Below are 26814 nucleotides of genomic sequence, written 5' to 3' on the forward strand. Positions count from 1 at the left end.
TCAGATGATCGGGCGATCCATTACGGAGCGGAGCGCGGGAACGAGCTCCAGCGCGATGCCGCCGTGGGTGCGCTGGATGTGCGCGAGGGAGGGGCTGCTGTTGCCCTCGATGACCACGGGTCCGCCGGGCGTGAGGGCGATGTCCCAGCCGATGAAGGGCACCTGTGGGAACAGGCGGGCACAGCGCTCGGCCAGCTCTCGGACCTCCGTCATGCGGGAGATCCGGTGGTCGGCGAACGGCACCGAACTGCCCCCGTGGCAGGTGTGGGCGTTCAGGGACCGGTCGTAGCCGTGGCGGTCGAGTCTTCCGTCAGGATGGACACGGATCTGCATGCCTCCGGCGGCCGAGTTGTCCGTGGTGCTCTCAGCTCCGCCGAGCTTCAACATCACGTACAGGACCTCGGCGGTGCCATCGCGCAGCAGAGTGATCACGCGGAACGTGTTGAGGGCGTACGGGTTCAACACGTCCAGATCGGAGTGCTGGGGTACGTGCTGCTCCACCAGCCACGTGCCCCACCGCTGCGCGTAGGCCGGCAAGTCGAAGGCGTCCTCACCAGGCCGCACGATCACGACGCCGGACCCGCCGCTGGAGTAGCGGGAGGGCTTGACCACCACGCGCCCGAAGGCGGAAGCGCGATCGAGGACGTTCCGCAGCGACACCGTCTCACCGTCGGACGTCACACCCGCACGGCGGTCACCGCTCGCGATCAGCGCGGGCTGCGGGATGCCGGCGGAGGCGAGGATCCTCTTGCAGGACGTCTTGTCGTCCAGGTCGATCGCGTCCCGGTTCACGCGGGGAAGGAGTCGGTGGAACAAGGCACTCTCCGGCAGGTACGAGCAGGCCCGCTCGGTGGACACCTCGCGCCGGTATCCGCCGTAGCGGAAGTAGTGGAACGGCAGGCAGCGCCACCGCGCGGAGACCTTCACCAGGTCCCCCGCGATACGGGCGATGCTTTTCCGGTCCTCGTCGCGCAACATCGCGGAAAGGTGCTCGTTCCGCATCTGTCGCATCTGGTAGGGGAGAAACCGTGCGCTGGACACGCGAGGAAGAACCTGGGTGCGGAACCACTCCTCGGTCACGGCCTGGCGGTGGTTGAAGCCGCGGTTCGGGGGATGTCTCAAGGTGCTTCTCCTGTCTCTCAGTGGTCCGGGGTTCCGGCGATGGCCAGCGTGACGACGAGCGCGGTGACGACGAGCACGTAGGCCATGACAGCGAGGCGCTGCCTCATCGGGCGGGCCCGATGTTGTCGGCGGCCGTCGACCAGCCGATGCCGTTCACGGGCTGGATGTGGGCGATACGGATAACCCGGCCGCCGTGCCTCTCGTGGACGACTTCTGTCAGCTCGCCTTCACCCCGGTTCGCGATGTCGCGGACCAGGCGGTGAAGGAGGGGGTGGTTCTCCCGGCCTTCGGCGTCGACCGGATTCACCGCTCGGACTCCTCACGGTCGCTCGCTGCGCGACGGAGGAATCTCTCCCACCCGGACTCGGCGCGGGCGCGGAGGGCCGGGCTCGGACCGGCCGACGGCTCGGGAACCATGTGCTGTCGCCCACTGCCGCCGGGCGTACGAACGGGCAGGGGCTGGCTCATCTCGACCTCCTCGGGGGTGGTGCAGCCCGTCACCCACGCGGGGGACGGCGATGACGGGCTGCGGTCCTGGGAACCGTCCGGAGCGGGGCGGGGAGCCGGTTAACCCGGGTGCCCAGCTCCGAACGGCGTGAAGCCCAGTGAACGGTCGTGGGCCACGGGCCCGGAACGTTTCCAGGGGGTTCCTCCAGCGAGAGAAACCCCGTTTCCCGCACGTACGGGGAGTAGCCTCCTGACTACCGACCTGAGGGGAGGGTGGGATGTCTGACCCGATGGCCCTGCACCCGCTGACCTACGTGCGAGAAGGCAAGGGCTGGGGCAAGGCCGAGTTAGCCCGGCGCATGCGCGAACGCGGAGCCGAACTGGGCGTACCACTGGCCACCAACCGGACGACGGTCTGGAAGTGGGAGCAGGGACAGGCGCCAGACTCGGACGCGCAACGCGTGCTCGCCGACCTACTGGGTGTCCCTGAGGACCACGTACGTTCAGTGGCCTGGCCCCGATGGCTGCCGGCGTGGGAATCGACGGCCCTGGCGGCCCCGTGGACTCCGGCCGGCACCGTGAAGGTGTTCGCTGACCTGGTCAGGAGCGGCCACATGGACCGGCGGGGCTTCCTGTCCATCACCGGCGTCGCGCTGACGGGATTCGCCGCCAACTGGGCGGCCGCACCAGAGGCGTTCGCCTCGGCCATCGGCGGCGACCGGGTCACCGACGCGATGGTGACCACCATCGAAGCGCGCGTGGACACCCTCCGCACGCTCGACGACCAGATGGGCGGCGCCCGCCTCCTGGACCAGGCCACCAGCGACCTCGCACTGATCACCAGCCTCCTCGACCACGGGCGCTACACCGACGCCATCGAACACCGCCTGTACGCCACGGCCGCCCGTGTGTCCTACCTCGCCGGATGGATGGCCTACGACAAGGGCCTCCGCTCCCTCGGCCAGCGCTACTACGTCGGCGCCCTCCGCAGCGCCCACAGCGCGAAGGACGACGGCTTCGGGGCCTTCATCCTGGCCGAGATGGGCGTTCACATCTCCGACGCTGGCGACACAGCGGCACGCGTGAAGCTCATCGACACGGCCATCGGCCATGCTCCGTCGGCCCTCCCGCCGGCGGCGACCTCGTACCTCTACCTCCACCAGGCCGAGGCGCTCTCCAGGGACACCCAGCACGAGGCGGCCGGAAAGTCCCTCAACCACGCCTACGACTTGTGGGGCGCCCACCGCGAAGGCGACCGTCCAGACTGGCTCGGCTGGTACGGCGAGGCCCAACTCAAGTCGACTGAGGGCAAGATCATGCTGCGCTCCGGCTTCCCCGAGCGAGCAACCAGCGCCCTCGCCGTCGCGGTGGATCAAGCGGTTCCCCGCGACCGGGCCGTCCGCTCCGGCCGCCTCGCCACGGCGCGGCTCGCCGCCCGGGACCTGGACGGCGCCCTGGACGCCGCCAACGTCGGCCTGGAACTGCTGGAGAACCGCGTCCGCTCCGACCGGGCACACGTCCGCCTGATGAAATTCAGCCGCCACCTCGAACCGCATGCCGCGGCGCCCGCCGTACGAGAGTTCCGCGACCGCCTCCGCGCGCTCCCCATAGATCTCTGATCACAGAAGGTCTGACTGCCTGGGTACCAAGAAGCTGCACGGGGTGGGAGCTGACGCGATCTTCGTCACCGTCTAGGCAACATGAATGCGGCATAGGCACCGACGCCTGATCCTCCCTGCACTCAGACCGGCGCCGGGTGATGTCCCTGACTGCCCCCTCGGACTATCTCGCTCCACATTCGTGGACCACTCGGGCCCGCACCATAGGCGCACCAGATCTAGTGGGGAACAGCGAAAACGGTCCGCGAGTACGTCTGGTTCTCCAACGCCACCCCGTCACAGGTCAACGCAACGGCTGATGTCTGAAGGTCCGAGGTTCCCAGGCTGAGGGCTCGGGCATTGCTGTGCCGGGGCCGCCCTAGTCGAAGGTCGGGGGGACCGGGAGGGTGGACCAGTGGGGGACGGGCCAGGCGACGACGATGGCCCGGCCCACGACGTCGTCCACGGGGACCATGCCGCCGTGGCTGTCGTTGCGGTGGTAGCGGGAGTCCTGGGAGGCCTGGCGGTGGTCGCCCATGACCCAGACCGTGCCGGGGCTGACGGTGATCTTGAACTGGCCTTCGGGGTCCGTGCTGCACGGGGTGTTGCCGGCGTAGACGTACGGCTCGTCGAGGGGGCGGCCGTTGAGCTTGAGGGGGCCGCTGCCCTGGCATTCGACGGTGTCGCCGGCGACGCCGATGACGCGCTTGATCAGGTGCTGCTCGCCGGCGGCCGGCATCAGGCCGACGAAGCCGAGGGCCTTCTGGAGGGTGGTCGGGGGCGTCGCCTCGTGGCCGGCGAGCCAGTCGGCGGGGTCGCGGAAGACGATGACCTCGCCGCGTTCGGGCTGGGAGCCGAACCACGGGGTGAGCTTGTCGACGAGGACCCGGTCGTCGAGCTGGAGGGTGTTCTGCATGGAGCCCGACGGGATCAGGAACGCCTGGACCAGGAAGGTCTTGATCAGGAAGGCGAGGACGAGGGCGGTCACCGCCAGGAGCGGGTACTCCGCCCAGGGCGAGAGGCGGCGGCGCTTCTGCCGCCGGGGGGTGTCCGGTCCGGCGCTCCCGGGACCGGGCCTCGGCTCCGTCGCCACGTCTCCCGCGTCCGCCACGTCCGTCGCCCCCGATTCAGTTGGTTCCTGCCGCATGGGACGACCCTAGGGCCCGTACACGTATCCGTGCAGGGGTCCGGGGCGTTCGCCCTCCTTACGGGTGACCGTCAGGGGGCGGTGCGGCGTGTCAGCGGAGCTCCTCGGGGCAGGCCGTGCCGCGCGAGAGCTTGTACGGGGCGGCGAGGCGGTACGTGCCCGCCTTGGGAGCGACCAGTTCGGTCCACTCGTCGCCCTCGGCGTCCGGTTCCGCCTTCAGCAGGCAGCCGTCCTCGTTGGCGAAGACCTTCGGGAGCTCGGTCTCGGACTCGTCCCGGGCCCGCTTCGACTCCTCGGTCTCCCGCGGCGGCTCCAGCTTGCCGCCGTTCTCGTCCATGAGCGCCAGCCACGGCGAGTAGGGGATCCGGATCCGGACCCGGGCCGGACGGTCGAGGCGGAGCACGACCTCGTTCTCGGCGGCCCGCTGCACCTCGGCGGGCGCGTCGGCGAGCGGGGTGGCGCCGCGGACCTCGTACAGCCGCCAGTTCGCGTCGGACCAGATCTGGTCGAGGTAGGGCAGGCCCGCGTCGACGAGCTCGGCCTCCCGGGCGGCGCCCGAGTCGGGGGCGCCGGTGGGCAGGACGACGTACCGGACGGCCCAGCGGTGCAGCCATTCGCGGTAGTTGACCGCGTTCAGGGTGTCGTCGTAGAAGAGCGGGTTGCGTTCCATGTCGGCCTGGCGGTTCCAGCCGCGCGCCAGGTTGATGTACGGGCTGAGCGCGGAGGACTCGCGGTGGCTGGAGGCCGGCACGACCTCGACGCGCGCCTTGTGCGCGTCCCGCACCTGGAGCTGGTTGATCAGCGGCGCCACCTCGAAGGCCCAGGAGGCGTCGGGGCGGGTGCGGATGATGTCGTCGACGCCCTTGAAGCCGATCCACAGGTTCAGGCCGAGGAAGGCGACGGCGAGCGCGTACCAGCGGCGCGAGCGGGGGCGTGTGTACGGCAGCGCGGCCAGCAGCACCACGCCCGCGAAGAGCATCGGGAGCCGCGAGATGTTCGACCCGATCTGGGAGTCGATCGCCCAGGTCAGGAAGGTGCCGACGGTGTAGCAGGCGGCGGCCGTGCGGACCGTCCGCCACTCCTTCGGCACGAGGACCAGGACGAGGACGCCGAAGGCCAGCGGCAGCGCCGTCGAGCCGAAGGCCATCGGCTGGGTGCCGGAGAAGGGGAACAGCCAGGAGGAGAGCGCGACGACGACGACCGGGGCGAGGCCGATCGCGTACGCCCCCGGGCGCCGCTTGTTGAGGAAGAGGGCCGCCGCGACGACGCCGAGGAAGAGGCCCGCGACCGGGCTGCACGCGGTCGCGAGCCCGGCGAGCGGCGCCGCCACCGCGGCCTTCGCCCACCGCTTGCGGCGCCAGCGGTGCGGCCAGCAGAAGACGGCGGCGACCGCGCCGAGCGCGAACATCATGCCGAGGCCGAAGGTGACCCGGCCCGACAGCGCGTTGCAGACGAAGGCGAAGACGCCCGCGAGCGAGCACGCCAGGGGGTTGCGGACCGCCGGGACGCGCACCAGGATCAGCGCGGTCAGGGCGGCGGAGAGGGTGCCCGCGATCATCATCGTGGAGCGGACGCCGAGCAGCGACATCACGTACGGCGAGATCACGCTGTACGAGACCGGGTGCATCCCGCCGTACCAGGCGAGGTTGTACGCGGAGTCCGGGTGCCGTCCGACGAACTCGGCCCACGCGTCCTGCGCCGCGAGGTCCCCGCCGCTGTTCGCGAACCAGAAGAACCACAGGAGGTGGAGGAGCGCGGCGGCGCCCGTCGCCACCAGGACCGGGTAGCGGCGCCTGCGGCGGAACGGCCGGGGCCGCGCCGGGGCCGGGGCCGGGGCGGAGCGCTGGGCCGGGAGCGCGATCCGCGAGGGCATGGGGGCCTCCGGGTCCGGATCGGGGATCGGGTCGGATGCCGGAGGCATATCGCGGCCCGCGCTCGTCGGCTCGACGGTGGTCACTGAGGCCCGCCCTTTCCGGTCCCGCTGTCCCGCTTCTCGTCACTCGTCTTCCGGCCCGTCACCCCGTCCGACGGTAGGCAAGACGCTAACAGCAGGGCGCCCCGGCGGCTTGCCGGGGCGCCCGCGCGGCCTGCCCGCCGGGCCCGGCCGGGGGCCGGTCCGGCCGGGGCCGTGGGGCCGCGCGGCCGGACCGGTGGTCCGGATCAGCTGATCCGGGTGAGCTTCTTGTCGAAGCCGGGCTCCGCCAGGTCGGCCTGGAGCGCGACCGGGGCACTGACCTTGCCCGCGCCCTCGCCGACCGAGACGGTGCCGACGACGTCGCCGGCCCTGCCGGTGTGCGGGAGGGTCTTGCCGCCGTCGGTCAGCTCCAGCTTCACCTTCAGGCCGGGCCAGCCGACCGGCTTCAGCTCCTTGGTGGCCACGACCGGGGTCCGGCCGCCGAGGCCGTCGTCGACGTAGCCGACGACCTGGCCCTTCCGGACGACGACCGCGGAGGTGACGTCCTTCTGGGCCTGCTTGATCAGCTCGTAGCTGTAGTCGATGGACAGCTGGAGCTTGTCGTTGAGGACCTTGGCGTTCTTCGCGCCCATCACGATGCCGAGGATGCGGCGGTTCTCGCCGTCGACGACGGTGTTCGCCGCCCAGAGCAGGTTGCCGCCGGCGGGCGTGGACGAGCCGGTCTTGATGCCGCTGACACCCGGCTTGAGCAGGATGTTGTTGTTGTTCTCGATGCGGCCGGGGATGCCGTCGACCGTCACGTTCGGCATGTTCACGATCTCGCGGAACACGTCGTACTGCATGACCGCCTTCGCCAGCTTCAGCTGGTCCTGCGGGGTGGAGACGGTCGAGTCGAGCAGGCCGGACGGGTCGGTGTAGCGGCTCTGGGTCATGCCCAGGTCCTTCGCCGCCGCGTTCATCTTGTCGACGAACGCCTGCTCCGAACCGGCGTCCCAGCGCGCGAGGAGCCGGGCCACGTTGTTGGCCGACGGGATCATCAGGAGCTGGAGGAGCTCCTTCTGCGTGTACTTCTGGCCCTCCCGCACGGCCGCCGTCGACTCGTGCTGGGCGTTCGCCTGCTCGGCGGCCTTCGCGTCGATGGTGATCTCGGGGCCCCGCTGCTTCCCCTTGATCGGGTGGTCGCGGAGGATCACGTACGCGGTCATCGTCTTCGTCACGGACGCGATCGGGGCCGGCTTCTGCGCCCCGTACATGCCCATGGAGCCGACGCCCTCGACCTCGACCGCGCCCTGGCCCTCGGTCGGCCACGGCATCGCCAGTTCGCCGCCCTCGAAGGTGAAGGAGGGCGCGGCGGAGAGGGCCAGCGCGGGCTGCGGGAGCGGCCGGACCATCTGTGCGATCGCGAAGACGATCAGGAGGATCAGGACCAGCGGGGTCCAGATCCGGACCCGGCGCAGCACCGTGCGCCAGGGGCTCGGCGGCGGGGGCGGGGTGTTCGTCAGCTCCGCGAGCAGGTCGAGCGGGGGCAGCGGCGGGAGCGGCTGCTGCCGGGTCCGCTCGGGCTCGGCGAGCGCCGGGTTGACGCCCGCGGCGGGGGTGGCGGGCGTGGCGGTGGCGGGGGTGGCCTTCGCGGCCTTCGGGCCGGGGGCCGGGACGACCGCCGTCTTGGCCTCGGGCTCGGACGCGCCGGCGCCCGGGAGGTCCGGGCGCAGCGGGACGAAGGTGCTCGTGCGCTCGCTGTCGGGGTCGGTCCCGGGGGTACGGGGCAGCTTGAGCGCGGTCGTCGGCTGGTCCACCACCGGCGGCCGTACGGCCCGGAACATGGTGGTGGGCTGATCCACGGGCGACTCGTCGGCACCGCCCTCGACGGCGGCACCGCCCTTCGCACCGGCAACCACGCCGGGCTTCGTCCCGGAGGTCGCGTCCGGCTTCGCCCCGGGGGCGGCGTCGGACTTCGCTCCGGGGGCCGTGTCCTGCTTCGCCCAGGCGGGCTTCGTCGCGGCGGTGTCGGCCTTCGGCTCCGGGCGCGCGCCGGTCCTCGGGTCCACGGGCGCCGCGGCCTTCGGCTCCGCCTTCGCGTCGCCCTCCGGCTCCGCGCTGTCCTCGGCCTTCTTCGGGGCGAACCAGGACGCGGCGGGGGCCCCGGCCGCCTTCCCGGCCCCGGAGGGCTCCTCGGACGGGTCGGCACCCGCCCCGACGCGCGCGGGGGCCTCCCTGGAGGCTTCCGGGGCCTCCGCAGAGCCCTCCCGGGCCTCTCCGGGGGCTTCGGGGGCCTTCCCGGCGGCCTCGGGGGCCTTCGGGGTGCTCTCGGCGGTCGCGCCGGTGGCCTCGGCGGGCTCCTCGACGTCCCCGGCGGTCGCGGCAGCGGTTCCGGAGGCCCCGGCCGTCTTCCCGGCGCTCCCGGCGGTCGCACCGGTGCCCTCGGCGGGCTCCTCGACGTCCCCGGCGGCCGTACGGCCCTCCACGGCGCTCCCGGAGCCCTTGGCGCCCTTGGCGGCCCGGGTGTCCCCGGCGGAGCCGGCGGCGCCCTCGGCGGGGCCGGGCTCCTCGGACGGGGCGGTGGTGCCGGACTCCGGTGCCGGCTTCGGCTCGGTCTCCGTCCCGGACCCGCCCTTCGGCTCCGTCCCGGACTTCGCCCCGGGCGCGGACTCGGACTCCGACGCGGGCTCGGGCCCGGACGCGGGCGCGGACTCCGACGCGGGCTCGGGCCCGGACGCGGCGTCCGCCCCGGACCCCGGCTCCGCCCCCGGCTCGCCGTCGGCACCGGCGGCGGTCCCAGTGGCGTCGGCGGCGGTCCCGGCACCGGCTCCGCCCCCGGCGGCGTCGGTGGGCGGGTCGTCCGTCGTCGCGACCCATGCCGCCACGGCCTGCTTCAGGCGGTCGCCGCCCTCGGGCGCGGTCGCGTCGTCCTCCGGGGTGCGCGGGGCCAGGGTCCTGAAGACCGCCGTCGCCCGGTCCACCCGCTCCGAGGAGGACGACGGCTCTGGGGTCGCCGTGGACACCGGGGACGCCGGGGGTGTCGAGGGGGGAACCGCCGAGGACGACGCCGTCGTCCTCCCCTCCGACGACCCCTGCTGCTCCGCCCTGTCGGGGGACTCGCCCGCCACCGTGCCTCCTCCATGCGTCATGCGTACGTCCGAACCGTCTACCAGTGTCCTGTGTGGGCCCCTTGGCCCCTGCGCTAGACGAGAACGACATACCTACTGGTTCCCGGACGAAGCACCCAGGCACTCTCGACAGATGAATGTGAGAGGGGTCACCCTGTCATTCATCCACGCGGGGAGGCATGGATGGGCAGGAGCCGCAGAACACTTCCGGAGGAGCTTCTGCTGCTCGCTCTGGACCCGACCACGGGTACCACAGCGCAGCCGCAGTCGCTCGACCTGGGCCTCGCCGGAGCACAGCTAGTGGAGCTGGCTCTGGCAGGACGGATAGCCCCTGACGGGGATCGTATCGCCGTGGTGATGCCACGGCCGACCGGAGATCCGACTCTGGACTCCGCACTGGAACTGCTGCGCAGGCGCGGCAGTCCGGTCCGGGCCGTCCACTGGATCGGCGGGCCCCGGCTGGGGCTCCGCCAGACGTATCTCTCGCATCTGGAGCGATGCGGCATGGTGCATGCCGTGGAGGGCCAGATGTGCGGGGTGTTGCCGACGACTCGCTACCAGGCGACGGACACGGCCATCAGCCGGGAGATCAGGGCCCGGCTGGACAGTGCGATCCGCACCGGCGTACCGCCGGACCCGCGGACCGCGGCGCTCGCCGCACTGGCCCACGCGGTCGGTCTCGGCAAGCACCTGTACCCCGGCAACGAAGGACGGTCGTCGCGGTCCCGGCTGCGCGACCTGATCCGGCACGACCCCATGGGCGGTCTCGTGGCGCACGCCGTGATGGACGTCCAGAACGGGGTGGCCGCACAGCCGCGCCGCGGCCAGGGCGTCCCCGCCCAGCCGCGCGGCGGCATGGCCCGCGCCGCCGCGCACTAGCGCGCGCGTCGCACCCGGGCCGTACGCGCTCCCGCTCGACCGGCGCGTGCGGCACCGCACGACACGGCCCGCACGATCCGGCCGTCGCACCACCACGTACCCCTCCGGGAGCCGCACGGTGTGCGGGGCGTCCGTCCGGGCGCCCCGCACACGCGCGTCCCCGGCCCGGCCCGGGCGCCCGCACGCGCGTCGGCCGGTCCTCGCCCCGGCGCGGCGACCTCGCGTCCCCGGCTCCGCTTTGTCGCGGTTTCCCAGCGCACGGCGGCTCTTTGGTGGCAGTCTGCCCCTCAGTACGTACGCACAGCGACGTACGCACGACTACGCATCGCAGACAGCAGCCGGAGGTGCAGTTTCCGTGGCGTCCAGTGTCAACCCCACCGTCAGGCGACGCCGTTTGGGGCAGGAGCTGCGCAAGCTCCGCGAGGGCAAGGGCATGACGGCCGAGCAGGTCGCCGAGCGCCTCCTCGTCTCCCAGTCCAAGATCAGCCGCCTTGAGAACGGCCGTCGCTCCATCAGCCAGCGGGACGTCCGCGACCTGTGCGGGGTGTACGAGGTCGAGGACGAGGCGATGGTCAACTCCCTCATGCAGATGGCCAAGGACTCGCGCCAGCAGGGCTGGTGGCACGCCTTCGGCGACATCCCGTACAGCGTGTACATCGGTCTGGAGGAGGCCGCGGAGAGCCTGCGCGTCTACGAGCCGCAGATCATCCCCGGCCTGCCCCAGACCCGTGCGTACGCCGCCTCGGTGATCTCCGGCGCGCTGCCCGAGTCGACGCCGGCCGACATCGAGAAGCGGACCACCGTCCGCGTCCACCGGCAGGCCCGGATCCACGACGACGAGCGGCCGCTGCGGCTGTGGGCGGTCATCGACGAGGCCGCGCTGCACCGGGTGGTGGGCAGCCGGCAGGTGATGGCCGAGCAGCTGGAGCACCTGGTCACGGCCTCGCAGCTGCCGCACGTCACCGTGCAGGTGCTGCCCTTCGCGACCGGCGCGCACCCGGGGATCAGCGGCCAGTACTCGATCCTGGAGTTCCCGGACACCTCGGACTCCAGCGTCGTCTACATCGAGGGCGTGACGAGCGACCTGTACCTGGAGAAGGGGCCGGACGTCTCGAAGTACAGCTACATGTACGAGCACCTGCGGGCGCAGGCGCTGGGCGTGGAGCAGACGCGGGAGTTCGTCGCGGACATCGCGAAGGGGTACGCGCGGGGGTGAACGCCGGTGCGCCCCGGGGGCGTTCGGGGCCCCGCCGGGGCGCGGACGCGGGGCGTCCGGCAGTTCCGGCGTTTCCGGCGCCTCGGACAGGTCTGAACCACAGGGCCAAATAAGGTACACCGCCGACTCGGTGGCGCGGAAGCCGAGTCGGAATATGCCACCCGGTCGTGTGAACGCCGGTCCCCTCGCCCGGGATTGGTGAGTAGCGTCGATCAGGCCGGTGGGGGTAACACCGGCACCGATCCCGACGCCCCTTCGGGCAGAACCGGAGCTGAGCACATCATGGCCATCATCCAGGGTGCCACCGACAACTGGACCAAGTCCTCCTACTCCGGCGGCAACGGTGCCTGCGTCGAGGTGAAGTCGCCGGCCGTCGCCTCCATCGCCGTCCGCGACTCCAAGGCCCCCGAGGGCCCCTCCCTCGCCTTCGGGCCGGGCTCGTGGAACGCCTTCGTCGGCCGGGTGAGCGACGGGTCCCTCTGAGACCGCAGGCAGAACCCCGCCCCGCGCGGGGACGCCCTCTCGTCCGGTCCGCCGTCCTGGCCGAGAGGGCCGTCCGCCCCGGGCCGTTCCGGATCCCGATCCGGAACGGCCCGGGGCGTTCCCGTCGGGCGAGCCGGACCCGGCGGGAATTGTCAGACAGGCCCTAGCGGAGCCGGTCCACGTACCGGTCGGTGCCCGGGACGGTCGGGATGAACGGCGCCACCAGTTCCACCCTCCCCGCATCGCCCGCGAGGCCGTCCAGGTCCGCGAAGTGCTCCGCCCAGCAGTCGCGCGGGTCCCGCTCCAGGAACCACAGGAGCGTCAGGCGGGTGTCGACGCCCTCCACCTGCTTCACGTACGCCATGCGGTCGCCCGGCAGCGGCGTCGGGCGGAAGACCGTCACCATCGCCGCCGGGGAACCGGCGAGCCGGCGGGGCAGGTCGCGGGCGGCGAGCCGTTCGAGGAGTTCCGCCCGCCGCGCCGGGTCCGCGCAGTCCACGACCTGGAGGACCAGGCCCGCGTAGGGGTGGTCGAGGGCGTGGAGGTCGCGGGGGCCCGCCGCCCCGTCCCGGTACACCGTCGTCTCGTGGTCCTGGAAGGACGTGAAGACGTGGGTGCGGGCCTGGTGGACGCGGGCGTCCCGGTCGAGCCGCTTGTTGATGGCGACCGTCCACCGCATGTGCTCGTCGTAGCGGCCCTCGGTGATCCAGTACGTGGAGAGGTAGCAGCCGGCGGTGACCGGGCGGGCGACGGCGGACTCGGCGGGCGTGCGGAGCTCCTGGAGGTCGCGGGTGGCGACCCAGCGGCGGCCGGCGAACATCCAGGGCATCGCCATCGCGCCCGCGTAGTAGTGGTCGTCCTCGTACCAGCGGTTGTACGCGTACTCGTGGCCCGGGTGCGGTTCGACCATGGTGATCAGGGCGTGGCCGGGGCGGACCCCGTACGGCCCGGTGGCGGCCAGTTCCCCGTACGCGTCGGCGTCGCTCATCGCCGTCCCCTCTCTTCCCTGCGCGGCTCGGGCCCCCTACTCTGACGGACCGTCAGATATCTGGCCAGAGGCGGGAGGAACCCGGATGCTGCTCCAGGGGAAGACGGTCGTCGTGTCGGGCGTCGGGGCCGGGCTCGGCCACCGGGTCGCCGAGGCGGTGGTGCGCGACGGCGGGAACGCGGTCCTCGGCGCCCGGACCGCCGCCGCGCTGGCGAAGACGGCCCGCGCGATCGACCCGGGCGGCCGGCACACCGCCCACCTCGCCACCGACATCACCGACGAGGCGCGGTGCGAGGCGCTGGCCGCGCTCGCCGTGGAGCGCTTCGGCGCGATCGACGCCGTCGTCCACGTCGCCGCCTGGGACTCGTACTTCGGCGGGCTCGCGGACGCCGACTTCGCCACCTGGCAGGGGGTCCTCGACGTCAACCTGCTCGGGACGCTGCGGATGACGCGCGCCTGTCTGCCCGCGCTGCGGGCGGCGGGCGGCGGGTCGGTCGTCTTCATCGGCACCCAGTCGGCCGTCGCCGCCCCCACCCAGGTCCAGCAGGCCGCCTACGCCGCCTCCAAGGGCGCGCTGACCTCCGCGATGTACTCGCTGGCGCGGGAGCTGGGCCCCGACCGGATCCGGGTCAACACGGTGCTGCCCGGGTGGATGTGGGGGCCGCCCGTCGAGGGCTTCGTCCGCTTCACCGCGCGGGCGGAGGGGGTGCCGGAGGCCGAGGTGCTGGCGCGGCTCACCGCCCGGACGGCGCTGCCGGAGCTGGCGACGGACGGCGACGTCGCCGACGCGGCGGTCTTCCTCGCCTCGCCCCGGGCCCGCGCCGTCACCGGGCAGTCGCTACTGGTCAACGCGGGCGAGCTGATGCGCTGAGCGGAAGCCCTCCGCGGCGGGGCGGCCGGGTCAGGTGGGGTAGCGGGCGTGCCAGACCGGGAGGTGCAGGGCGGTGGACTGGGTCAGCTCCATCGCGAAGTCGTCGGAGAGTTCGAGGATCGTGCCCCGGCCCTCCAGGCCCGCCAGCCAGGCCGGCGGGAGGGCCGTCTCGCCGTGCAGGGCGCCGAGGAGCGCGCCGGTGACCGCGCCGGTCACGGCGGAGGGCCCGTCGTGGTTGACGGCGAGGCGCAGGCCGTGGCGAACGTCCTCGCCGACCAGCGCGCAGTAGACGGCCGCCGCGAGCTGGCCCTCGGCCCGGTCCTCGGCCGCGCCGAGCGCGGTGACCCGGTCCGCGTCCGGAACCCCTTCCCGTATGGCTCCGAGGGCGCGGGCGAGGGCCCCGGTCACCGGCTCGTGGCCGGGGCGGGACGCCAGCAGGGACAGGGCCGTGCCGACGGCCGCCTCGACGGAGGCGCCCCGGGCGGCCCCGTGCAGGACGACGGCGAGCGCCCCGGCGGCGAGGGTGGCGGCGGGGGCGCCGTGGGTCTGGGCGGCGCACTCGACGGCGAGCTGGCAGACGAGCTGCGGCTCCCAGCCGACGAGGAGGCCGAAGGGGGCGGAGCGGGCGAGCGCGCCGGAGTCGGCGGCCTCGGGGTTCTTGGGCTTGTCGAGGGTGCCGAGGCGGTCGTCGCCGAGGCCGGTGAGGCAGGCGCGGGGCGGGCGGCGGCGGGCGTAGAGCCACTCCTCGCGGCCGAGCCAGCCGTTGTCGCGGCGCCGCTCGTCGGGGCCCCAGTCGCTCTGGGTGGCGGCCCAGCGCAGGTGGGCGCGGTGGATGTCGGTGGGCGGGTGCCAGACGCCGCCGTCGCGGCGGACGTGGGCGCGGACGAGGCCGTCGACGGTGAAGAGGCTCATCTGGGTGGCGGCGGTGACCGGGAGGGTGCCGTCGGGGGGTTCGGTCAGGCCGGTGTCCCCGTGGGTCTCGCGGATCTCGTCCAGGGTGCGGTCGTGGACTCCGGCGCCGAGGGCGTCGCCGACGGCCGCGCCGAGCAGGCAGCCGCGGACCCGGGCGCGGAAGTCCTGTTGTTCGGTGCGGCCCCACACGGCCGCGGCAGTGGTGGTCACGATGTGCCCCTCCCCCGTCCGAGGTCCCGTTCACCGGTCTGCGCAGCACTGTAATGGACCGAGTGGGCCGGTTCGGGGGCCGGAACGTTATGTGATCCGACGCCCTTACGGCCTTTTTTGAACGGAATTCGTCCTGTGCACGAAGAAAAAGGGGGGACCGCGCACGGCCGGAGGCCCGGCCCCCCGCGGAACGCTCCGCGAAGGGGCCGGGCCGTGGTGCGGCCGTCGTCAGCGGCGGACCTGGTAGGCCCGGGTGACCGTCTGGTCGACGGAGTTGCCGGCCGCGTCGGTGGCCGTGACCCGCAGCGTCACGAAGCCGGCCTTCGACGGGTTGGCGACGGAGCCGTTCAGGCCGCGGTCCAGACGGACCTCGCGCCAGGTGGTGCCGTCGTCGGCCGAGGCCCACAGCTTCACCGAGGCGATCCGCGGCGCGGCGGCCAGGCCCTTGGGGTGGCGCACCCCGAGCCCGACCTGGGTGCGGGAGCCGGCGCGGGCGCCGTTCGTCAGGTCGGTGCCGAGCCGGTAGTCGACCGACAGGACCGGCAGGACCGTCATGCCCTCGGCGCCCGCCGAGCGGAAGCGCCAGTCGGTGCGGACGCCGGTGGAGGTGGCCCAGCCGGCGCCGTCCCGCCGCACGTCGGTGACGACGCGGTACTCGGCGCTCTGCGGGACGACCGGGAAGGCGACGGCCGCGTAGGGCGCGGAGCCGAGCGCGACGCCGTCGCGGTAGACGGTGGTCGTCTCCTTGTCGGTGGCCCCGTCGCGGTTGACGGACCAGCGGGAGGTGCCGCTGTCGAGGAGACCGGCGGCGGCGACCACGCCGAGCTCGCCGCTGCGCTGCGCGGCGGCGTTCAGCCCGTCCGGCAGGGCGGTGCGGACCACGGCCCTGTTCCAGTCGCGCCGCACCTTCTGGCCCGGGGCGAAGGTCTGGTCGGCGGTGATCTGCGAGGCGCCGCCGGCGCTCCACACGGGGCCGAGCTTGAACGCCTCGGAGGTGCGCACGCCCGCCGTGACGTACTCGGTCAGGGTGCGCGGCAGGACCGTCCGGGCGTGGGTGAAGTACGCGACCGTCTGCATCGGGGAGCGCGTGACGCGGGCGTAGCCGGCCTCGGTGCCCCCGGTGGAGGCGTGGAAGCGGGAGTCGACGACGGCCAGGTCGCCGGTGCGGACCCGGTAGCGCTGGTCGGCGGGGACGCCGCCTGCGTGGTACTTCATCAGCTCGTACGCGTACGGGCTGAGCGCGGTGCCGGAGAAGGTGACCCGGGGCGCGGGCAGGGCCAGCAGGCGGGCGCCCTCGGCGCCGGAGAGGGTCATCGCCGGGATGCGGCTGGCCTCGGTGCGCAGGTGGCTGCCGGTCCAGGGGCCGGGGGTGTCGTTGTGGACGAGGACGGCGAGGGCGCCGGCGTCGGCGGCCGCGTCGATCTGGTCGTAGGTGCTGACGGCGTCGTCCCGCTTCACCAGGGCGACCTTGCCCCGGACGTCCTCACCGGGCTTGGCGACCCGCAGGGTGCGGGTGCCGTCGAAGCGGGCGGAGCCGATCCAGCCCTCGAAGTAGGCGGCGTCCAGGGCTCCGTCGGCGCGGCCCGCGATCCGGGCGGAGAGGGCGGGGGCGGCGAGCGACCAGGCGACGCGCGACTCGAAGAGGGCGGGGTCGGTGGTGGCCGACGGCACCGAGTAGACGGCGGTCCGGCCGCTCAGCCAGGTCTCGCGGCCGTGGACCATGTCGGCGGTGGCGGCGCGGGCGGTGGTGCCGATCCGGACCCGGCTCGCCTCGGTGGGCAGCGGGGTGCTCATGGTGACCCGTCCGGCCTTCGAGCCGTCGAAGGTGAAGGTCCGGTCGGACTCGATCACGGTGCCGGGCTGGACCGCGTAGGTGTACTCGGTCGTCAGGCTCTGGTCGGGGCTGTTGTGGGCGATCTCGGCGTAGAAGGAGTGCTCGCCGCGCGGCAGCCGCAGCCGGACGGTGCCGTCCGCGCCGACCGGGTAGGTGTCCGGGAAGGTGCCCTGGTCGAGGCGGGTGTCGGAGACGCTGGCGGTGCCCTTGGTGGGCTTGCCGTCGCGGTCGAGGACCTTGATCGTGACGTCGAAGCGCTGCACGTCGCGGCCGAAGCCGACCGCGGTGACGGCCGCCGTGGCGCCGTCGGCGGACCGGGCGGTGACGTGCGCCCCGTACGAGCCGGTGGTGACGGCGGTGCTGTCGAGGGTGACGGGGACGGTGGCGGTGCCGTGCGCCGGGACGGTCACCGAGGCGGCGCCGAGGGTGAGCGCGCCGGCCGGGAGGTCGCCGCCGGCCCGCTCGACGGAGAGCGCGAGGGTGACGGGGGCGTCGCCGTCGTTGGTGTAGGTGAGCGTCTTCTCGGCGGGGGCGGAGTCGTCCCAGCCCTTGAGGCCGAAGTCGACGGTGCCGTCGGCAAAGACGGTCTGGCGGAGCGCGCGGGCCACGTCGACGCGGCCGGCGCCCTGGGCGTAGACCGAGGTGTCGGCGGTGGTCCTCGCGGTGCTGACGAGCTGGGCCTTGAGGCGCTCGGGCGACCAGTCGGGGTGCCGCTGGGCGAGGATCGCGGCGGCCCCGGCGACGTGCGGGGTCGCCATCGACGTACCGCTGGCGGTGGTGTACTTGTCGCCGACGGGCGTGCCCATGGCGGTGCCGGCCGCGCGGGCGGCGACGATCCGGACGCCGGGGGCGGTGATCTCCGGCTTGAGGCCGCCGTCGCCGCGCGGGCCGCGGCTGGAGAAGTCCGCGACGGCGTCGGCGGAGTCGACGGCGCCGACGGTGAGGGCCGCGGCGGCGGCGCCGGGCGAGCCGACGGAGGTGGCGCGGGGGCCGCTGTTGCCTGCGGCGATGGTGAACAGGACGCCGGTCTCGGCGGTGAGTTCGTTGACGGCGAGGGACATCGGGTCGGTGCCGTCGGCGCCCTCCTGGCCGCCGAGGCTCATGGAGACGACCTTGGCGCCGGAGCGGGCGGCCCACTCCATGCCCTCGATGATGCCGGACTCCGAGCCGGAGCCGCCGTCGTCGAGGACCTTGCCGATGACGAGCCGGGCACCGGGGGCGACGCCCTTGTAGGAGCCGCCGGAGGCCGCGCCGCTGCCCGCGATGGTGGAGGCGACGTGGGTGCCGTGGCCGTGGCCGTCGCGGACGGTCTCGCCGGGGACGAAGCTGCGGCTGTCGGCGATGCGGTCGGCGAGGTCGGGGTGGGTGGTGTCGATGCCGGTGTCGAGGACGGCGACCTTGACGCCGGTGCCGTCGTAGCCGCCGGCCCACGCCTCGGGGGCGCCGATCTGCGGGACGCTCTTGTCGAGGAGGGTGTCGACCCGGCCGTCGAGCCAGAGGCGCTGGATGCCGCCGGAGAGGCGGGCCCTCGGGGTTCCGGCGCGGGCGCTGTCGTCGTCGACGGCCTCCCAGAAGGCGTCGCCCTTGCTCTTGTCGGCGGCGACGGCGGCGCCGCGCACGCCGGGGAGCTTGCGGGTGAGGCGGGCGCCGCCGGGGGTGGCGGCGCTCTCGCCGGTGTAGCGGACGATCAGCGGGGTCGCGGCCCGGTGGGCGTCGTCGTAGCCCTGGGCGACGAGCTGGGTGACGTTGAACAGGCGCTTGTCGACCTGGCCGGCGCGGATCAGGGCCTCGGCCTCGCGGGGGATCACGTAGACGTCGGTGCCGACGGTGTACGTGCGCAGCCCGGCGGCGTCGCTCCGGTACGGGAGGACGTCGACGGCCACGGTCTTCCCGGCGCGGGTGGCGACCGTGACCTTGTCCCCGGTCACCAGGGTGACCGTCGCGGTGGTGACCGCCGCCGTGCCGGGGGCGGCGGTGACGGCGTCGCCGCCGGTCGCGGGGAGGGGGGCGGCGCCGTACGCGAAGCCGCCGGCGGCCATGGTGGCGGCCAGGGCGAAGCTGAGCAGTGCGGTGGTCCGTCTGCGTCGCATGCTGGGAGCACTCCTTCCGCCGGCGGGGGATTCCGCGTCCGGCGGAACAAAGATTCGGCAGGAACGATCACCTTCGCTACGGGGTGCGGCTGACGAAGAAGCGACATGTCCACTCGCCGCCATCTTGACCGCATCGCTGGCCCGTTGGGGTGTGTGCGTGGTAATCGCACCCTCGTTTCCGCAGGTCCCGGCGTGATTTGATCCGCCGTGTCGAGAGGGGACACCGTGACGGCCGGGGTGGGAGGAGACGTCTTGGGAGACGGTCACATGCTGGAGGCGGCGGGGGTCGGCGCCCGGGAGGAGCGGGTCTACCGCTTCCTCGTCGGAGTGCGGGAGGCCGAAGTCCTGGAGGTCGCCCGGCAGTTGGGGCTCGACGTGGTGCAGGCGCAGGAGGCGCTGCTGTCGCTCCACGACAAGGGTCTGGTGGGGCGGGTCGCCGGAGCGCGGCCGGGCGGCGCCGCGCGGTACGTGCCGGTGGCGCCGGACGCGGCGCTGCGCCCGCTCCTGATGCGCGGGCACGAGGCGCTGGAGTCGGCCCGCCGGGGGATGGAGCAGCTGTCCGAGGCGTACCGGGCCGGGGGCCGGCGGCGCGACGCCGAGGAGCTCGTCGAGGTGATCACCGGGGCGAGCGTGATCCGGCAGCGGCTGCGGCACCTGGCGTACGGGGCGCGGGAGATGCGCTGGTTCTGCAAGACCCGGCCGGTCGCCCTGGCGGCGGAGGAGAACCACGAGGAGTGGGAGCTCCTCGCCCGGGGCGTGCGGTACCGGACGATCTACGAGCGGGAGCTCCTGGAGGTGCCGGGCATGGTGGACAACGTCGCCCGGAGCGTCCGCGCGGGCGAGGAGGCGCGGGCGACCGCGACGCTGCCGGTGCGGCTGGTGATCGCGGACAGTTCGGTCGCGGTCTGCCCGCTGGTGTCCGGGCAGTGGGACGGCGGCGCCGGCACGGCCGACGTGACCGATCCGGTCACCCCGGCCGGGGAGCCGACGGCCGCCGTGGTGCGCGGCAGCAGCCTCCTCGACGCGCTGATCGCCCTCTTCGAGAGCCAGTGGGCGGCGGCGACCCCGCTGCACCTCACCGACTCGGGAGAGCTGGCGGACACCGGACCGGACGGCGGCCCCCGGCCCGCCGTCCACCTCGCCGACGACGAGCGCTACCTGCTCTCCCTGATCGTCGCCGGCGTCGCGGACAAGGCGATCGCCTCCCAGCTGTGGGTCAGCCAGCGCACGGTGCAGCGCCGCATCCAGACCCTGATGCAGCGCGCGGGCGCCGCCACCCGCACCCAACTGGTCTGGCACGCGGCCCAGCGCGGCTGGCTGACCTGACGGTCGGCGGTCAGCCCTCGATCACCGGCAGGAGGTCCGGCAGGTGGCCGTCGGAGGTGCGGGCCGTGTGCCGGCGCTCCTCGGGGACCTCGCCGTAGAGGGTGGTGCGGGGGCGGGCGGGGCGGCCGGCGGCCTCGGCGATGGCCTCCAGGTCGCGGATGGAGCGGTACGAGCCGTAACTCGACCCGGCCATGCGGGAGATGGTCTCCTCCATGAGGGTGCCGCCGAGGTCGTCGGCCCCCGAGCGGAGCATCTCGGCGGCGCCCTCCGCGCCCAGCTTCACCCAGCTGGTCTGGATGTGGGGGATGTGCGGGTGGAGGAGGAGGCGGGCCATCGCGGTGACCGCGCGGTTGTCGCGGACGGTCGGCCCGGGGCGGGCGATGCCCGCGAGGTAGACGGGCGCGTTGGTGTGGATGAAGGGGAGGGTGACGAACTCGGTGAAGCCGCCGGTCCGCTGCTGGATGCCGGCCAGGGTGCGCAGGTGGCCGAGCCAGTGCCGGGGCTGGTCGACGTGGCCGTACATCATCGTCGAGGAGGAGCGGATGCCCAGTTCGTGGGCGGTGGTGACGACCTCGATCCAGGTGGCGGTGGGCAGTTTGCCCTTGGTGAGGACCCAGCGGACCTCGTCGTCGAGGATCTCGGCGGCGGTGCCGGGGATCGAGTCGAGTCCGGCCTCCTTCGCGGCGGTCAGCCACTCGCGGATCGACAGGCCGGTGCGGGTGGCGCCGTTGACGACCTCCATCGGGGAGAAGGCGTGCACGTGCATGCCGGGGACGCGCTCCTTCACCGCGCGGGCGATGTCGAAGTAGGCGGTGCCGGGCAGGTCGGGGTGGATGCCGCCCTGCATGCAGACCTCGACGGCGCCGACGTCCCACGCCTGCTGGGCGCGGTCGGCGACCTGCTCCAGGGAGAGGGTGTAGGCGTCGGCGTCGGTGCGGCGCTGGGCGAAGGCGCAGAAGCGGCAGCCGGTGTAGCAGACGTTGGTGAAGTTGATGTTGCGGGTGACGATGTAGGTGACCTCGTCGCCGCAGACCGATTTCCGCAGGTCGTCGGCGATGCGGGTGAGGGCGTCGAGGGCGGGCCCGTCGGCGTGGAGGAGGGCGAGGGCCTGCGGGTCGGTCAGCTTCTCCGGGTCGTCGGCGGCGACCCGGAGGGCCTCGCGGACGTCGCTGTCGACGCGCTCGGGGACCATGCCGGGCGCGGCGGCCTCGCGCAGCGCCGACCAGTCGCCGTACACCTCGTCGAAGTCCTCGCGCCGGTCGCCGGTGCGGCCCTCGGTGTCGATGGCGGTGTGCAGGTCGGTGCGGCCGGTGGCGGTGAACGCCTCGTCGGGCTCCTGCCAGGGCAGGCCGCGCACCACCGCGTCCGGATTCGCGAGGCCGGTCTCCGGGTCGGCGAGGGCGCGCACGTGCGGCACGATCCGGGGGTCGAGCCAGGGTTCGCCGCGGCGGACGAACTCCGGGTAGACGCAGAGCCGTTCGCGCAGTTCGAAGCCGGCGGCGCGGGAGTGCTCGGCGAGTTCGCCGATGCGGGGCCAGGGGCGTTCGGGGTTGACGTGGTCGATGGTGAGGGGCGAGACGCCGCCCCAGTCGTCGATGCCGGCGGCGATCAGCCGCCCGTACTCGGCGTCGACCAGGTTCGGCGGGGCCTGGAGGCAGGCGGATGGGCCCATCACCAGGCGGGCGACGGCGACGGCGGCGACCAGGTCGTCGAGGTCGGCGTCGGGCATGGAGCGCATCGCGGTGTCGGGCTTGGCCCGGAAGTTCTGGATGATGAGTTCCTGGACGCCGTGGTAGGCGCGGGCCACCCGGCGCAGCGCGAACAGGGACTCGGCGCGCTCCTCGTAGGTCTCCCCGATGCCGAGGAGGAGGCCGGAGGTGAAGGGGACGGAGGACCGGCCGGCGTCCTCCAGGACCCGCAGCCGGACGGCGGGCTCCTTGTCGGGCGAGCCGTGGTGGGGGCCGCCGGGCTCGGACCACAGGCGGGTCGCGGTCGTCTCCAGCATCATGCCCATGGAGGGGGCGACCGGCTTGAGGCGCTGGAAGTCGGTCCAGGTCAGGACGCCGGGGTTGAGGTGGGGCAGGAGGCCGGTCTCCTCCAGGATGCGGATCGACATGGCCCGGACGTAGGCGAGGGTGTCGTCGTAGCCGTGCGCGTCGAGCCATTCGCGCGCCTCGGGCCACCGGTCCTCCGGCTTGTCGCCGAGCGTGATCAGCGCTTCCTTGCAGCCGAGTTCGGCGCCCCGGCGGGCGATGTCGAGGACCTCGTCGGGCGACAGGAACATGCCGTGTCCGGCCCGCCGCAGCTTGCCGGGCACGGTCACGAAGGTGCAGTAGTGGCAGGTGTCGCGGCACAGCCGGGTCAGGGGTATGAAGACGCTCTTCGAGTACGTGATCACCCCGGGCCGGCCGGCCGCCGCCAGGCCCGCGTCCCGCACCCGCCCCGCGATGCCCGCCAGTTCCTCCAGGTCGTCCCCGCGCGCGCGGAGCAGCACCGCCGCCTCGGCCGTGTCGAGCGCGACCCCGTCGCGCGCCCGGCGCAGCGCGCGGCGCATGGAGGTGGCGGTGGGGTATTCCTGCTGGTCGGCCTGGTGATCCGTCATGCGTCGAGCATACGAGCGGGGGACGGGCGGCGGAGCGGGCTCCCGGCAGCTTGGCGCAGACCGGTCACGCGCCCGGCGCGGACCGGCCACCCCCGCCGGGGACCGGTCGTCCCAGGTGGGTCGCGTAGGAGTCGAGGACGCGCAGGACCTCGGCCTCGCCGGCCGGGGGGAGCTGGAGGACGGTCTCCTCGCAGCCGAGTTCGGCGTAGCGGGCGAGTTTGCCGGGGGTGGGCAGGACGGCGTACGGGACGACCTGGAGGGCCCCGGGGTCGCGGCCGGCCCGCTCCCACCGGTCGCGCAGGACCGGCAGGGTCTCGCCGAGGCCGCGGCCGCCGATGGGCATCCAGCCGTCGGTGTGCTCGGCGACCGCGGCGAAGAGCTTCGGTCCGGCGGCGCCGCCGAGGAGGATCCGGGGGGCGCCACCGGCGGGCTTGGGCCAGGCGTCGGAGGCGCGGACGGAGTGGCCGAAGGCGCCCGCGTGAGCCGTGGGCCCGGGGGCCCAGAGGGCCTTCATGAGGGCGAGCCGGTCGGCGACGAGGTCGCGGCGGGCGGCCCAGTCGACGCCGTGGTCGGCGGCCTCCTCGCGGTTCCAGCCGTAGCCGAGGCCGAGGGTGAAGCGGCCGCCGGAGAGGTGGTCGAGGGTGGCGATCTGCTTGGCGAGGGCGATCGGGTCGTGCTGGGCGAGCAGGGTGATGCCGGTGCCGAGGGCGAGGCGTTCGGTGACGGCGGCGGCCTGGGCGAGGGCGACGAAGGGGTCGAGGGTGCGCCCGTACTCGCGCGGCAGGTCGCCGCCGGCCGGGTAGGGGGTGTCGCGGGAGACGGGGATGTGGGTGTGCTCGGGGAGGTAGAGCCCGGCGAAGCCGCGCGCCTCCAGCTCGCGGGCGAGCCGCACGGGGGAGATGGTCTCGTCGGTCAGGAAGATCGTGGTCGAGATCCGCATGACGGCACGGTAGGCCCCCGGCCCGTCTTTTCCGAGAGCCGCGACGCGTGTGTCAACGCGGTACGGGGTCCGCTGCCCGCCACCGCGCGGCCGGGTGTCCGTACCCACCGCACTCCCACACCCGCTCCCGGAACTCCTGGAGGCCGAGCGGGGTCGGGTCGCCCTCGTACGGGACGCACCCGAGCGGTCCGGGCGTGCGGCCGGGGCGCGGGGGCGGTCGCGGGTGTCCGGTCCGTAACCGGGTCGGGTGGGGTGGCGTTGGAGCGGGTATGAAGAGGATTCTCACCGCAGCCGCCCTGACCGCCTTCGCCGCCGCCGGCGGTCTCTCCGCCGCCGGGACCGCGGCGGCCGACACCGGTGGCCTGAACCTGCCGTCGGTCGTCCCGCTCAGCGGCGTCCTGAACCCCAAGCCGGTCCCGGCGAAGGCCGCCGCCGACCTGCCGGCCGCCAACAAGGCCGTGCAGGGCCTGCTGCCCGGCCGCCACTGACGCGGGCGCCCCCTCCCCGGGTCCGGGGAGGGGGCGGGCCGTCAGATCCGGGAGTTGCGCAGCGACTGCCAGGCCGCGCCGGCCAGGGCCCGCGTCGAGCGGGGCACCGACAGGTGCTCGTGCTCGCGGTAGAGCTCCCAGTTGTACTTGATCAGGGACATCTTGTTGGAGGACAGCGAGTTCGCCTGGTGGGCGCGGTAGACGGCGAGGGGCTCGGCCAGGCCGCGGGCGTCCGCGCCGTCCCGCATGATCGACAGCCACAGGGCGTAGTCCTGGCGCTTGCGCATCTCCGGCATGAGCCGGGTGCCGAGCGCCTTGCGGTCGTACATGGCGGTGAGGGCGCCGATGTAGTCCCGGACCAGCATGGCGCGGTAGTCGACGTGGGCGCGCGCCTGGATCACCCGCCCGTTCGGCACCCAGTCGGTGCTCTCGCCCGCGTGGTCGGCGTCCATCTTGAAGTACGAGGTGAAGGTCAGGGGCGCGGTGCCCCGGGCGGCGAAGGCGAGCTGCTTCTCGGTCTTCTCGGGGAGCCACATGTCGTCGCTGTCGAGGAAGGCGACGTAGTCGCCGCGGGCCCGCTCGATGGCGAGGTTGCGGGCGCGGCCCGCGCCGCCCCGCTCGGGGGCGCTCCGGGGCAGGACCCGCTCGTCCCGCTCGGCGAACTCGCGCAGCAGGTCCATGGAGCCGTCGGTGGACCGGTCGTCGGTGACCAGCAGCTCCACGTCGGCGTGGGTCTGGGTGAGCACCGAGCGGACGGCCGCGCCGAGGGTGGCCGCCGAGTTGTACACGGGCATGACGACGGACACCAGGGGCACAGCACTTCTCCTCGCAGGACCGGGGACGGCGGTCCGGTCCATTCAAGCACCGGATGCGGAGGGCGGCCGCCACGCGGGTGGGGGTGGAGCGGAGGGGCGGGACCCCCCACGGGCCCGCCCCTCCGCCGTTCGCGGGGTCGCTCAGTCGGCGACGATCAGGGAGGGGGTCTCCTTGGTGAGGACCTCGCCCCGGAAGAAGGCGGGGCTGCGGCGCCGCATGACGAGCATGATGACCGCGCCGAGGACGAGGAGGCCGACGGCGATGACGAAGACGGAGCCGACGCCGAGGACGGCGGAGCCGGAGCCGTAGGCCGGGTCCCACATGTCGTAGAGGGTCTTGCCGAAGACGGCGGTGAGCATGAGGCCGCCGAGGGCCGGCAGGAGGCCCTTGAAGACGAGGTCGCGGGCGGAGCGGAAGAGGTCGGCGCGGAAGTACCGGACGCAGGCGAAGGCCGTGATGCCGTAGTAGAAGCAGATCATGAGGCCGAGCGCGTAGATGGTGTCGACCAGGACGTGCTCGCTGACCAGGGTCATCACCGTGTAGAAGGCGCCGGTGGCGACCCCGGCGACGACGGTGGCCCTGCCGGGGGTCTTGAAGACCGGGTGGACCTCGGTGAAGGACTTCGGCAGGGCCTCGTAGGTGGACATGGCGAGGACCGTGCGGGCGACCGGGATGAAGGTGGTCTGGAGGCTGGCGGCGGCGGAGGCCAGGACCGCGACGAAGAGCAGGATGCCGAGGGCGGGGCCCATGACGGGTCCGGCGAGGGCGGCGAAGACGTTGTCGGAGGTCTCCGGGTTGGCGAGGCCGAGGCCCTCGGTGCCGGAGCCGACGGCCATCTGGGCGGCGATGCCGGTGGCCAGGTAGGAGCCGACGAGGACGACCATGGCGATGAGGGCGGCGCGGCCGGGGGTCTTGTCGCTGCCGACGGTCTCCTCGTTGGAGGCCATGCAGGTGTCCCAGCCCCAGTACATGAAGATCGAGAGCGAGAGTCCGGCGGTGAAGGCCGCGAAGGACTGGACCGCGAAGGGGTTCATCCAGGACCAGGAGAAGTCGACGGAGGTCTCGAAGGAGCCGGCCTTGCTCAGGGCGAGGGCGACGAAGACGGCGAGGACGACGAGCTGGAGGACGACGAGGGTGTACTGGACGCCCTTGGTGGCCGTCATGCCGCGGTAGCTGATCGCGGTGGCGGCGGCGATGAGGGCGAGGCAGGTGAGGATGTGGACGGCCTTGTTGTCGTCCAGGGCGCCGATGGAGTCGTTGCCGGTGATCTCGCCCGCGAGGAGCCAGAAGTAGGAGGTGGCGACGCCCGCGAGGTTGGAGAGGACGATGATCGTGGCGATCACCAGGCCCCAGCCGCACATCCAGCCGATCTTGGGTCCGAAGGCCTTCACGGTCCAGGTGAAGGAGGTGCCGCAGTCCGGCATGGCCTTGTTGAGCTCCCGGTACGCGAAGGCGACGAGGAGCATGGGGAGGAAGCCCGCGAGGAAGACGGCGGGCATCTGGAGGCCGACCTCGCCGGCGGTGGAGCCCAGGGTGGAGGTCAGGCAGTAGACCGGGGCGACGGTGGAGATGCCGATGATCGCGTTGCCGAAGAGTCCGACGGAGTTGCCGCCCAGTCCCTTCGTGCGGACGCCTTGCGTGTCCCCCGGCGCGCTGACGCCCGTTACCGTGTCTCCGGCCTGGGGCCGCACATCCACCTGAGTCATGAACAGGACGTTAAATGCTGCGGTTTCCACATCCGGAGGGGTTGACTCCGCTCACCTGAACGATCTGTGCCTTGCATTCTGGGACAGTTTCCCCCCTGGCGCCATCGATTGAAAGAT

The 26814-nt window shown here is 73.4% G+C and carries 19 protein-coding genes; 7 read left to right on the plus strand and 12 right to left on the minus strand.

What is annotated here, in order from left to right; genetic code table 11:
- Both IE219_RS27265 and IE219_RS27270 read right to left on the minus strand, forming a co-directional pair.
- On the minus strand, positions 1 to 1080 hold the full coding sequence (locus tag IE219_RS27265) for a sugar-transfer associated ATP-grasp domain-containing protein (protein WP_189982230.1): 1080 nt from the start codon (positions 1078 to 1080) through the stop codon (positions 1 to 3).
- Between the two features lie 145 nt (positions 1081 to 1225).
- Positions 1226 to 1429 (minus strand): hypothetical protein, encoded by a 204-nt coding sequence (locus IE219_RS27270; protein ID WP_189982232.1) that lies wholly within the window; start codon positions 1427 to 1429, stop codon positions 1226 to 1228.
- A gap of 418 nt (positions 1430 to 1847) precedes the next feature.
- Here IE219_RS27270 and IE219_RS27275 point away from each other — a divergent pair, with 418 nt between their 5' ends.
- The gene (locus IE219_RS27275; protein ID WP_189982234.1) at positions 1848 to 3188 is read left to right on the plus strand and encodes an NsdA family TPR-like regulatory protein; all 1341 of its coding nucleotides are present in this window, start codon (positions 1848 to 1850) and stop codon (positions 3186 to 3188) included.
- A 358-nt stretch (positions 3189 to 3546) separates the two neighbouring features.
- Here the strand turns inward: IE219_RS27275 and lepB are convergent, their stop codons facing one another.
- The 3 genes from lepB to IE219_RS27290 form a co-directional block, all read right to left on the minus strand.
- Positions 3547 to 4314: a signal peptidase I gene (gene lepB, locus IE219_RS27280; protein ID WP_189982236.1), complete on the minus strand. Its 768-nt coding sequence runs from the start codon at positions 4312 to 4314 to the stop codon at positions 3547 to 3549.
- Positions 4315 to 4405: 91 nt separating this feature from the next.
- On the minus strand, positions 4406 to 6271 hold the full coding sequence (locus IE219_RS27285; protein ID WP_373298897.1) for a DUF8823 domain-containing protein: 1866 nt from the start codon (positions 6269 to 6271) through the stop codon (positions 4406 to 4408).
- A 203-nt stretch (positions 6272 to 6474) separates the two neighbouring features.
- On the minus strand, positions 6475 to 9231 hold the full coding sequence (locus IE219_RS27290) for a D-alanyl-D-alanine carboxypeptidase (RefSeq protein ID WP_229850055.1): 2757 nt from the start codon (positions 9229 to 9231) through the stop codon (positions 6475 to 6477).
- A gap of 288 nt (positions 9232 to 9519) precedes the next feature.
- Here IE219_RS27290 and IE219_RS27295 point away from each other — a divergent pair, with 288 nt between their 5' ends.
- From IE219_RS27295 to IE219_RS27305, 3 genes are all read left to right on the plus strand, one after another.
- A complete protein-coding gene (locus IE219_RS27295; RefSeq protein WP_189982240.1) occupies positions 9520 to 10215 on the plus strand; it encodes a GOLPH3/VPS74 family protein in 696 nt (231 codons plus the stop codon).
- A 355-nt stretch (positions 10216 to 10570) separates the two neighbouring features.
- A complete protein-coding gene (locus tag IE219_RS27300; protein ID WP_189982242.1) occupies positions 10571 to 11431 on the plus strand; it encodes a helix-turn-helix domain-containing protein in 861 nt (286 codons plus the stop codon).
- Positions 11432 to 11713: 282 nt separating this feature from the next.
- A complete protein-coding gene (locus IE219_RS27305; RefSeq protein ID WP_189982244.1) occupies positions 11714 to 11914 on the plus strand; it encodes a DUF397 domain-containing protein in 201 nt (66 codons plus the stop codon).
- Positions 11915 to 12077: 163 nt separating this feature from the next.
- Here the strand turns inward: IE219_RS27305 and IE219_RS27310 are convergent, their stop codons facing one another.
- Entirely contained in the window at positions 12078 to 12902 is an 825-nt protein-coding gene (locus IE219_RS27310; RefSeq protein ID WP_189982247.1) for a hypothetical protein, read from the minus strand.
- Between the two features lie 85 nt (positions 12903 to 12987).
- Here IE219_RS27310 and IE219_RS27315 point away from each other — a divergent pair, with 85 nt between their 5' ends.
- Complete coding sequence (locus tag IE219_RS27315; protein ID WP_189982249.1) at positions 12988 to 13773, plus strand: SDR family oxidoreductase; 786 nt, start codon at positions 12988 to 12990, stop codon at positions 13771 to 13773.
- Between the two features lie 30 nt (positions 13774 to 13803).
- On the opposite strand, the gene IE219_RS27320 is transcribed toward IE219_RS27315, so the two are convergent.
- Positions 13804 to 14895 carry an ADP-ribosylglycohydrolase family protein gene (locus IE219_RS27320; RefSeq protein WP_189982251.1) on the minus strand — a complete coding sequence of 364 codons (1092 nt, stop codon included), beginning with the start codon at positions 14893 to 14895 and terminating at the stop codon, positions 13804 to 13806.
- Between the two features lie 228 nt (positions 14896 to 15123).
- A complete protein-coding gene (locus tag IE219_RS27325; protein ID WP_189982253.1) occupies positions 15124 to 18819 on the minus strand; it encodes a S8 family serine peptidase in 3696 nt (1231 codons plus the stop codon).
- Between the two features lie 252 nt (positions 18820 to 19071).
- On the opposite strand from IE219_RS27325, the gene IE219_RS27330 reads away from it, so the two are divergent.
- Positions 19072 to 20145, plus strand: coding sequence for a helix-turn-helix transcriptional regulator (locus tag IE219_RS27330; protein WP_444545652.1), 1074 nt, complete (start codon positions 19072 to 19074; stop codon positions 20143 to 20145).
- A 10-nt stretch (positions 20146 to 20155) separates the two neighbouring features.
- On the opposite strand, the gene IE219_RS27335 is transcribed toward IE219_RS27330, so the two are convergent.
- Both IE219_RS27335 and IE219_RS27340 read right to left on the minus strand, forming a co-directional pair.
- Positions 20156 to 22747, minus strand: a complete 2592-nt coding sequence (locus IE219_RS27335; protein ID WP_189982255.1) for a bifunctional FO biosynthesis protein CofGH — start codon at positions 22745 to 22747, stop codon at positions 20156 to 20158.
- Between the two features lie 64 nt (positions 22748 to 22811).
- Positions 22812 to 23687, minus strand: coding sequence for a TIGR03619 family F420-dependent LLM class oxidoreductase (locus IE219_RS27340; protein WP_189982257.1), 876 nt, complete (start codon positions 23685 to 23687; stop codon positions 22812 to 22814).
- 269 nt (positions 23688 to 23956) lie between these two features.
- Between IE219_RS27340 and IE219_RS27345 the strand changes: the two genes are divergently transcribed.
- Entirely contained in the window at positions 23957 to 24175 is a 219-nt protein-coding gene (locus IE219_RS27345; RefSeq protein ID WP_189982260.1) for a hypothetical protein, read from the plus strand.
- A 41-nt stretch (positions 24176 to 24216) separates the two neighbouring features.
- On the opposite strand, the gene IE219_RS27350 is transcribed toward IE219_RS27345, so the two are convergent.
- Positions 24217 to 24990 carry a glycosyltransferase family 2 protein gene (locus IE219_RS27350; RefSeq protein ID WP_189982262.1) on the minus strand — a complete coding sequence of 258 codons (774 nt, stop codon included), beginning with the start codon at positions 24988 to 24990 and terminating at the stop codon, positions 24217 to 24219.
- Between the two features lie 141 nt (positions 24991 to 25131).
- On the minus strand, positions 25132 to 26697 hold the full coding sequence (locus IE219_RS27355) for an APC family permease (RefSeq protein ID WP_189982263.1): 1566 nt from the start codon (positions 26695 to 26697) through the stop codon (positions 25132 to 25134).
- Positions 26698 to 26814: the final 117 nt, after the last annotated feature.

Source organism: Streptomyces termitum, assembly GCF_014650175.1.
Taxonomy (GTDB): Bacteria; Actinomycetota; Actinomycetes; order Streptomycetales; family Streptomycetaceae; genus Streptomyces; species Streptomyces termitum.

Bases quoted from the DNA above. Each gene is read 5' to 3' on its own strand.
- IE219_RS27355 (WP_189982263.1), bottom strand. From the start codon at position 26,697: ATGACTCAGGTGGATGTGCGGCCCCAGGCCGGAGACACGGTAACGGGC.
- lepB (WP_189982236.1), bottom strand. From the start codon at position 4,314: ATGCGGCAGGAACCAACTGAATCGGGGGCGACGGACGTGGCGGACGCG.
- IE219_RS27305 (WP_189982244.1), top strand. From the start codon at position 11,714: ATGGCCATCATCCAGGGTGCCACCGACAACTGGACCAAGTCCTCCTAC.
- IE219_RS27325 (WP_189982253.1), bottom strand. From the start codon at position 18,819: ATGCGACGCAGACGGACCACCGCACTGCTCAGCTTCGCCCTGGCCGCC.
- IE219_RS27295 (WP_189982240.1), top strand. From the start codon at position 9,520: ATGGGCAGGAGCCGCAGAACACTTCCGGAGGAGCTTCTGCTGCTCGCT.
- IE219_RS27335 (WP_189982255.1), bottom strand. From the start codon at position 22,747: ATGACGGATCACCAGGCCGACCAGCAGGAATACCCCACCGCCACCTCC.
- IE219_RS27275 (WP_189982234.1), top strand. From the start codon at position 1,848: ATGTCTGACCCGATGGCCCTGCACCCGCTGACCTACGTGCGAGAAGGC.
- IE219_RS27315 (WP_189982249.1), top strand. From the start codon at position 12,988: ATGCTGCTCCAGGGGAAGACGGTCGTCGTGTCGGGCGTCGGGGCCGGG.
- IE219_RS27345 (WP_189982260.1), top strand. From the start codon at position 23,957: ATGAAGAGGATTCTCACCGCAGCCGCCCTGACCGCCTTCGCCGCCGCC.
- IE219_RS27310 (WP_189982247.1), bottom strand. From the start codon at position 12,902: ATGAGCGACGCCGACGCGTACGGGGAACTGGCCGCCACCGGGCCGTAC.
- IE219_RS27340 (WP_189982257.1), bottom strand. From the start codon at position 23,687: ATGCGGATCTCGACCACGATCTTCCTGACCGACGAGACCATCTCCCCC.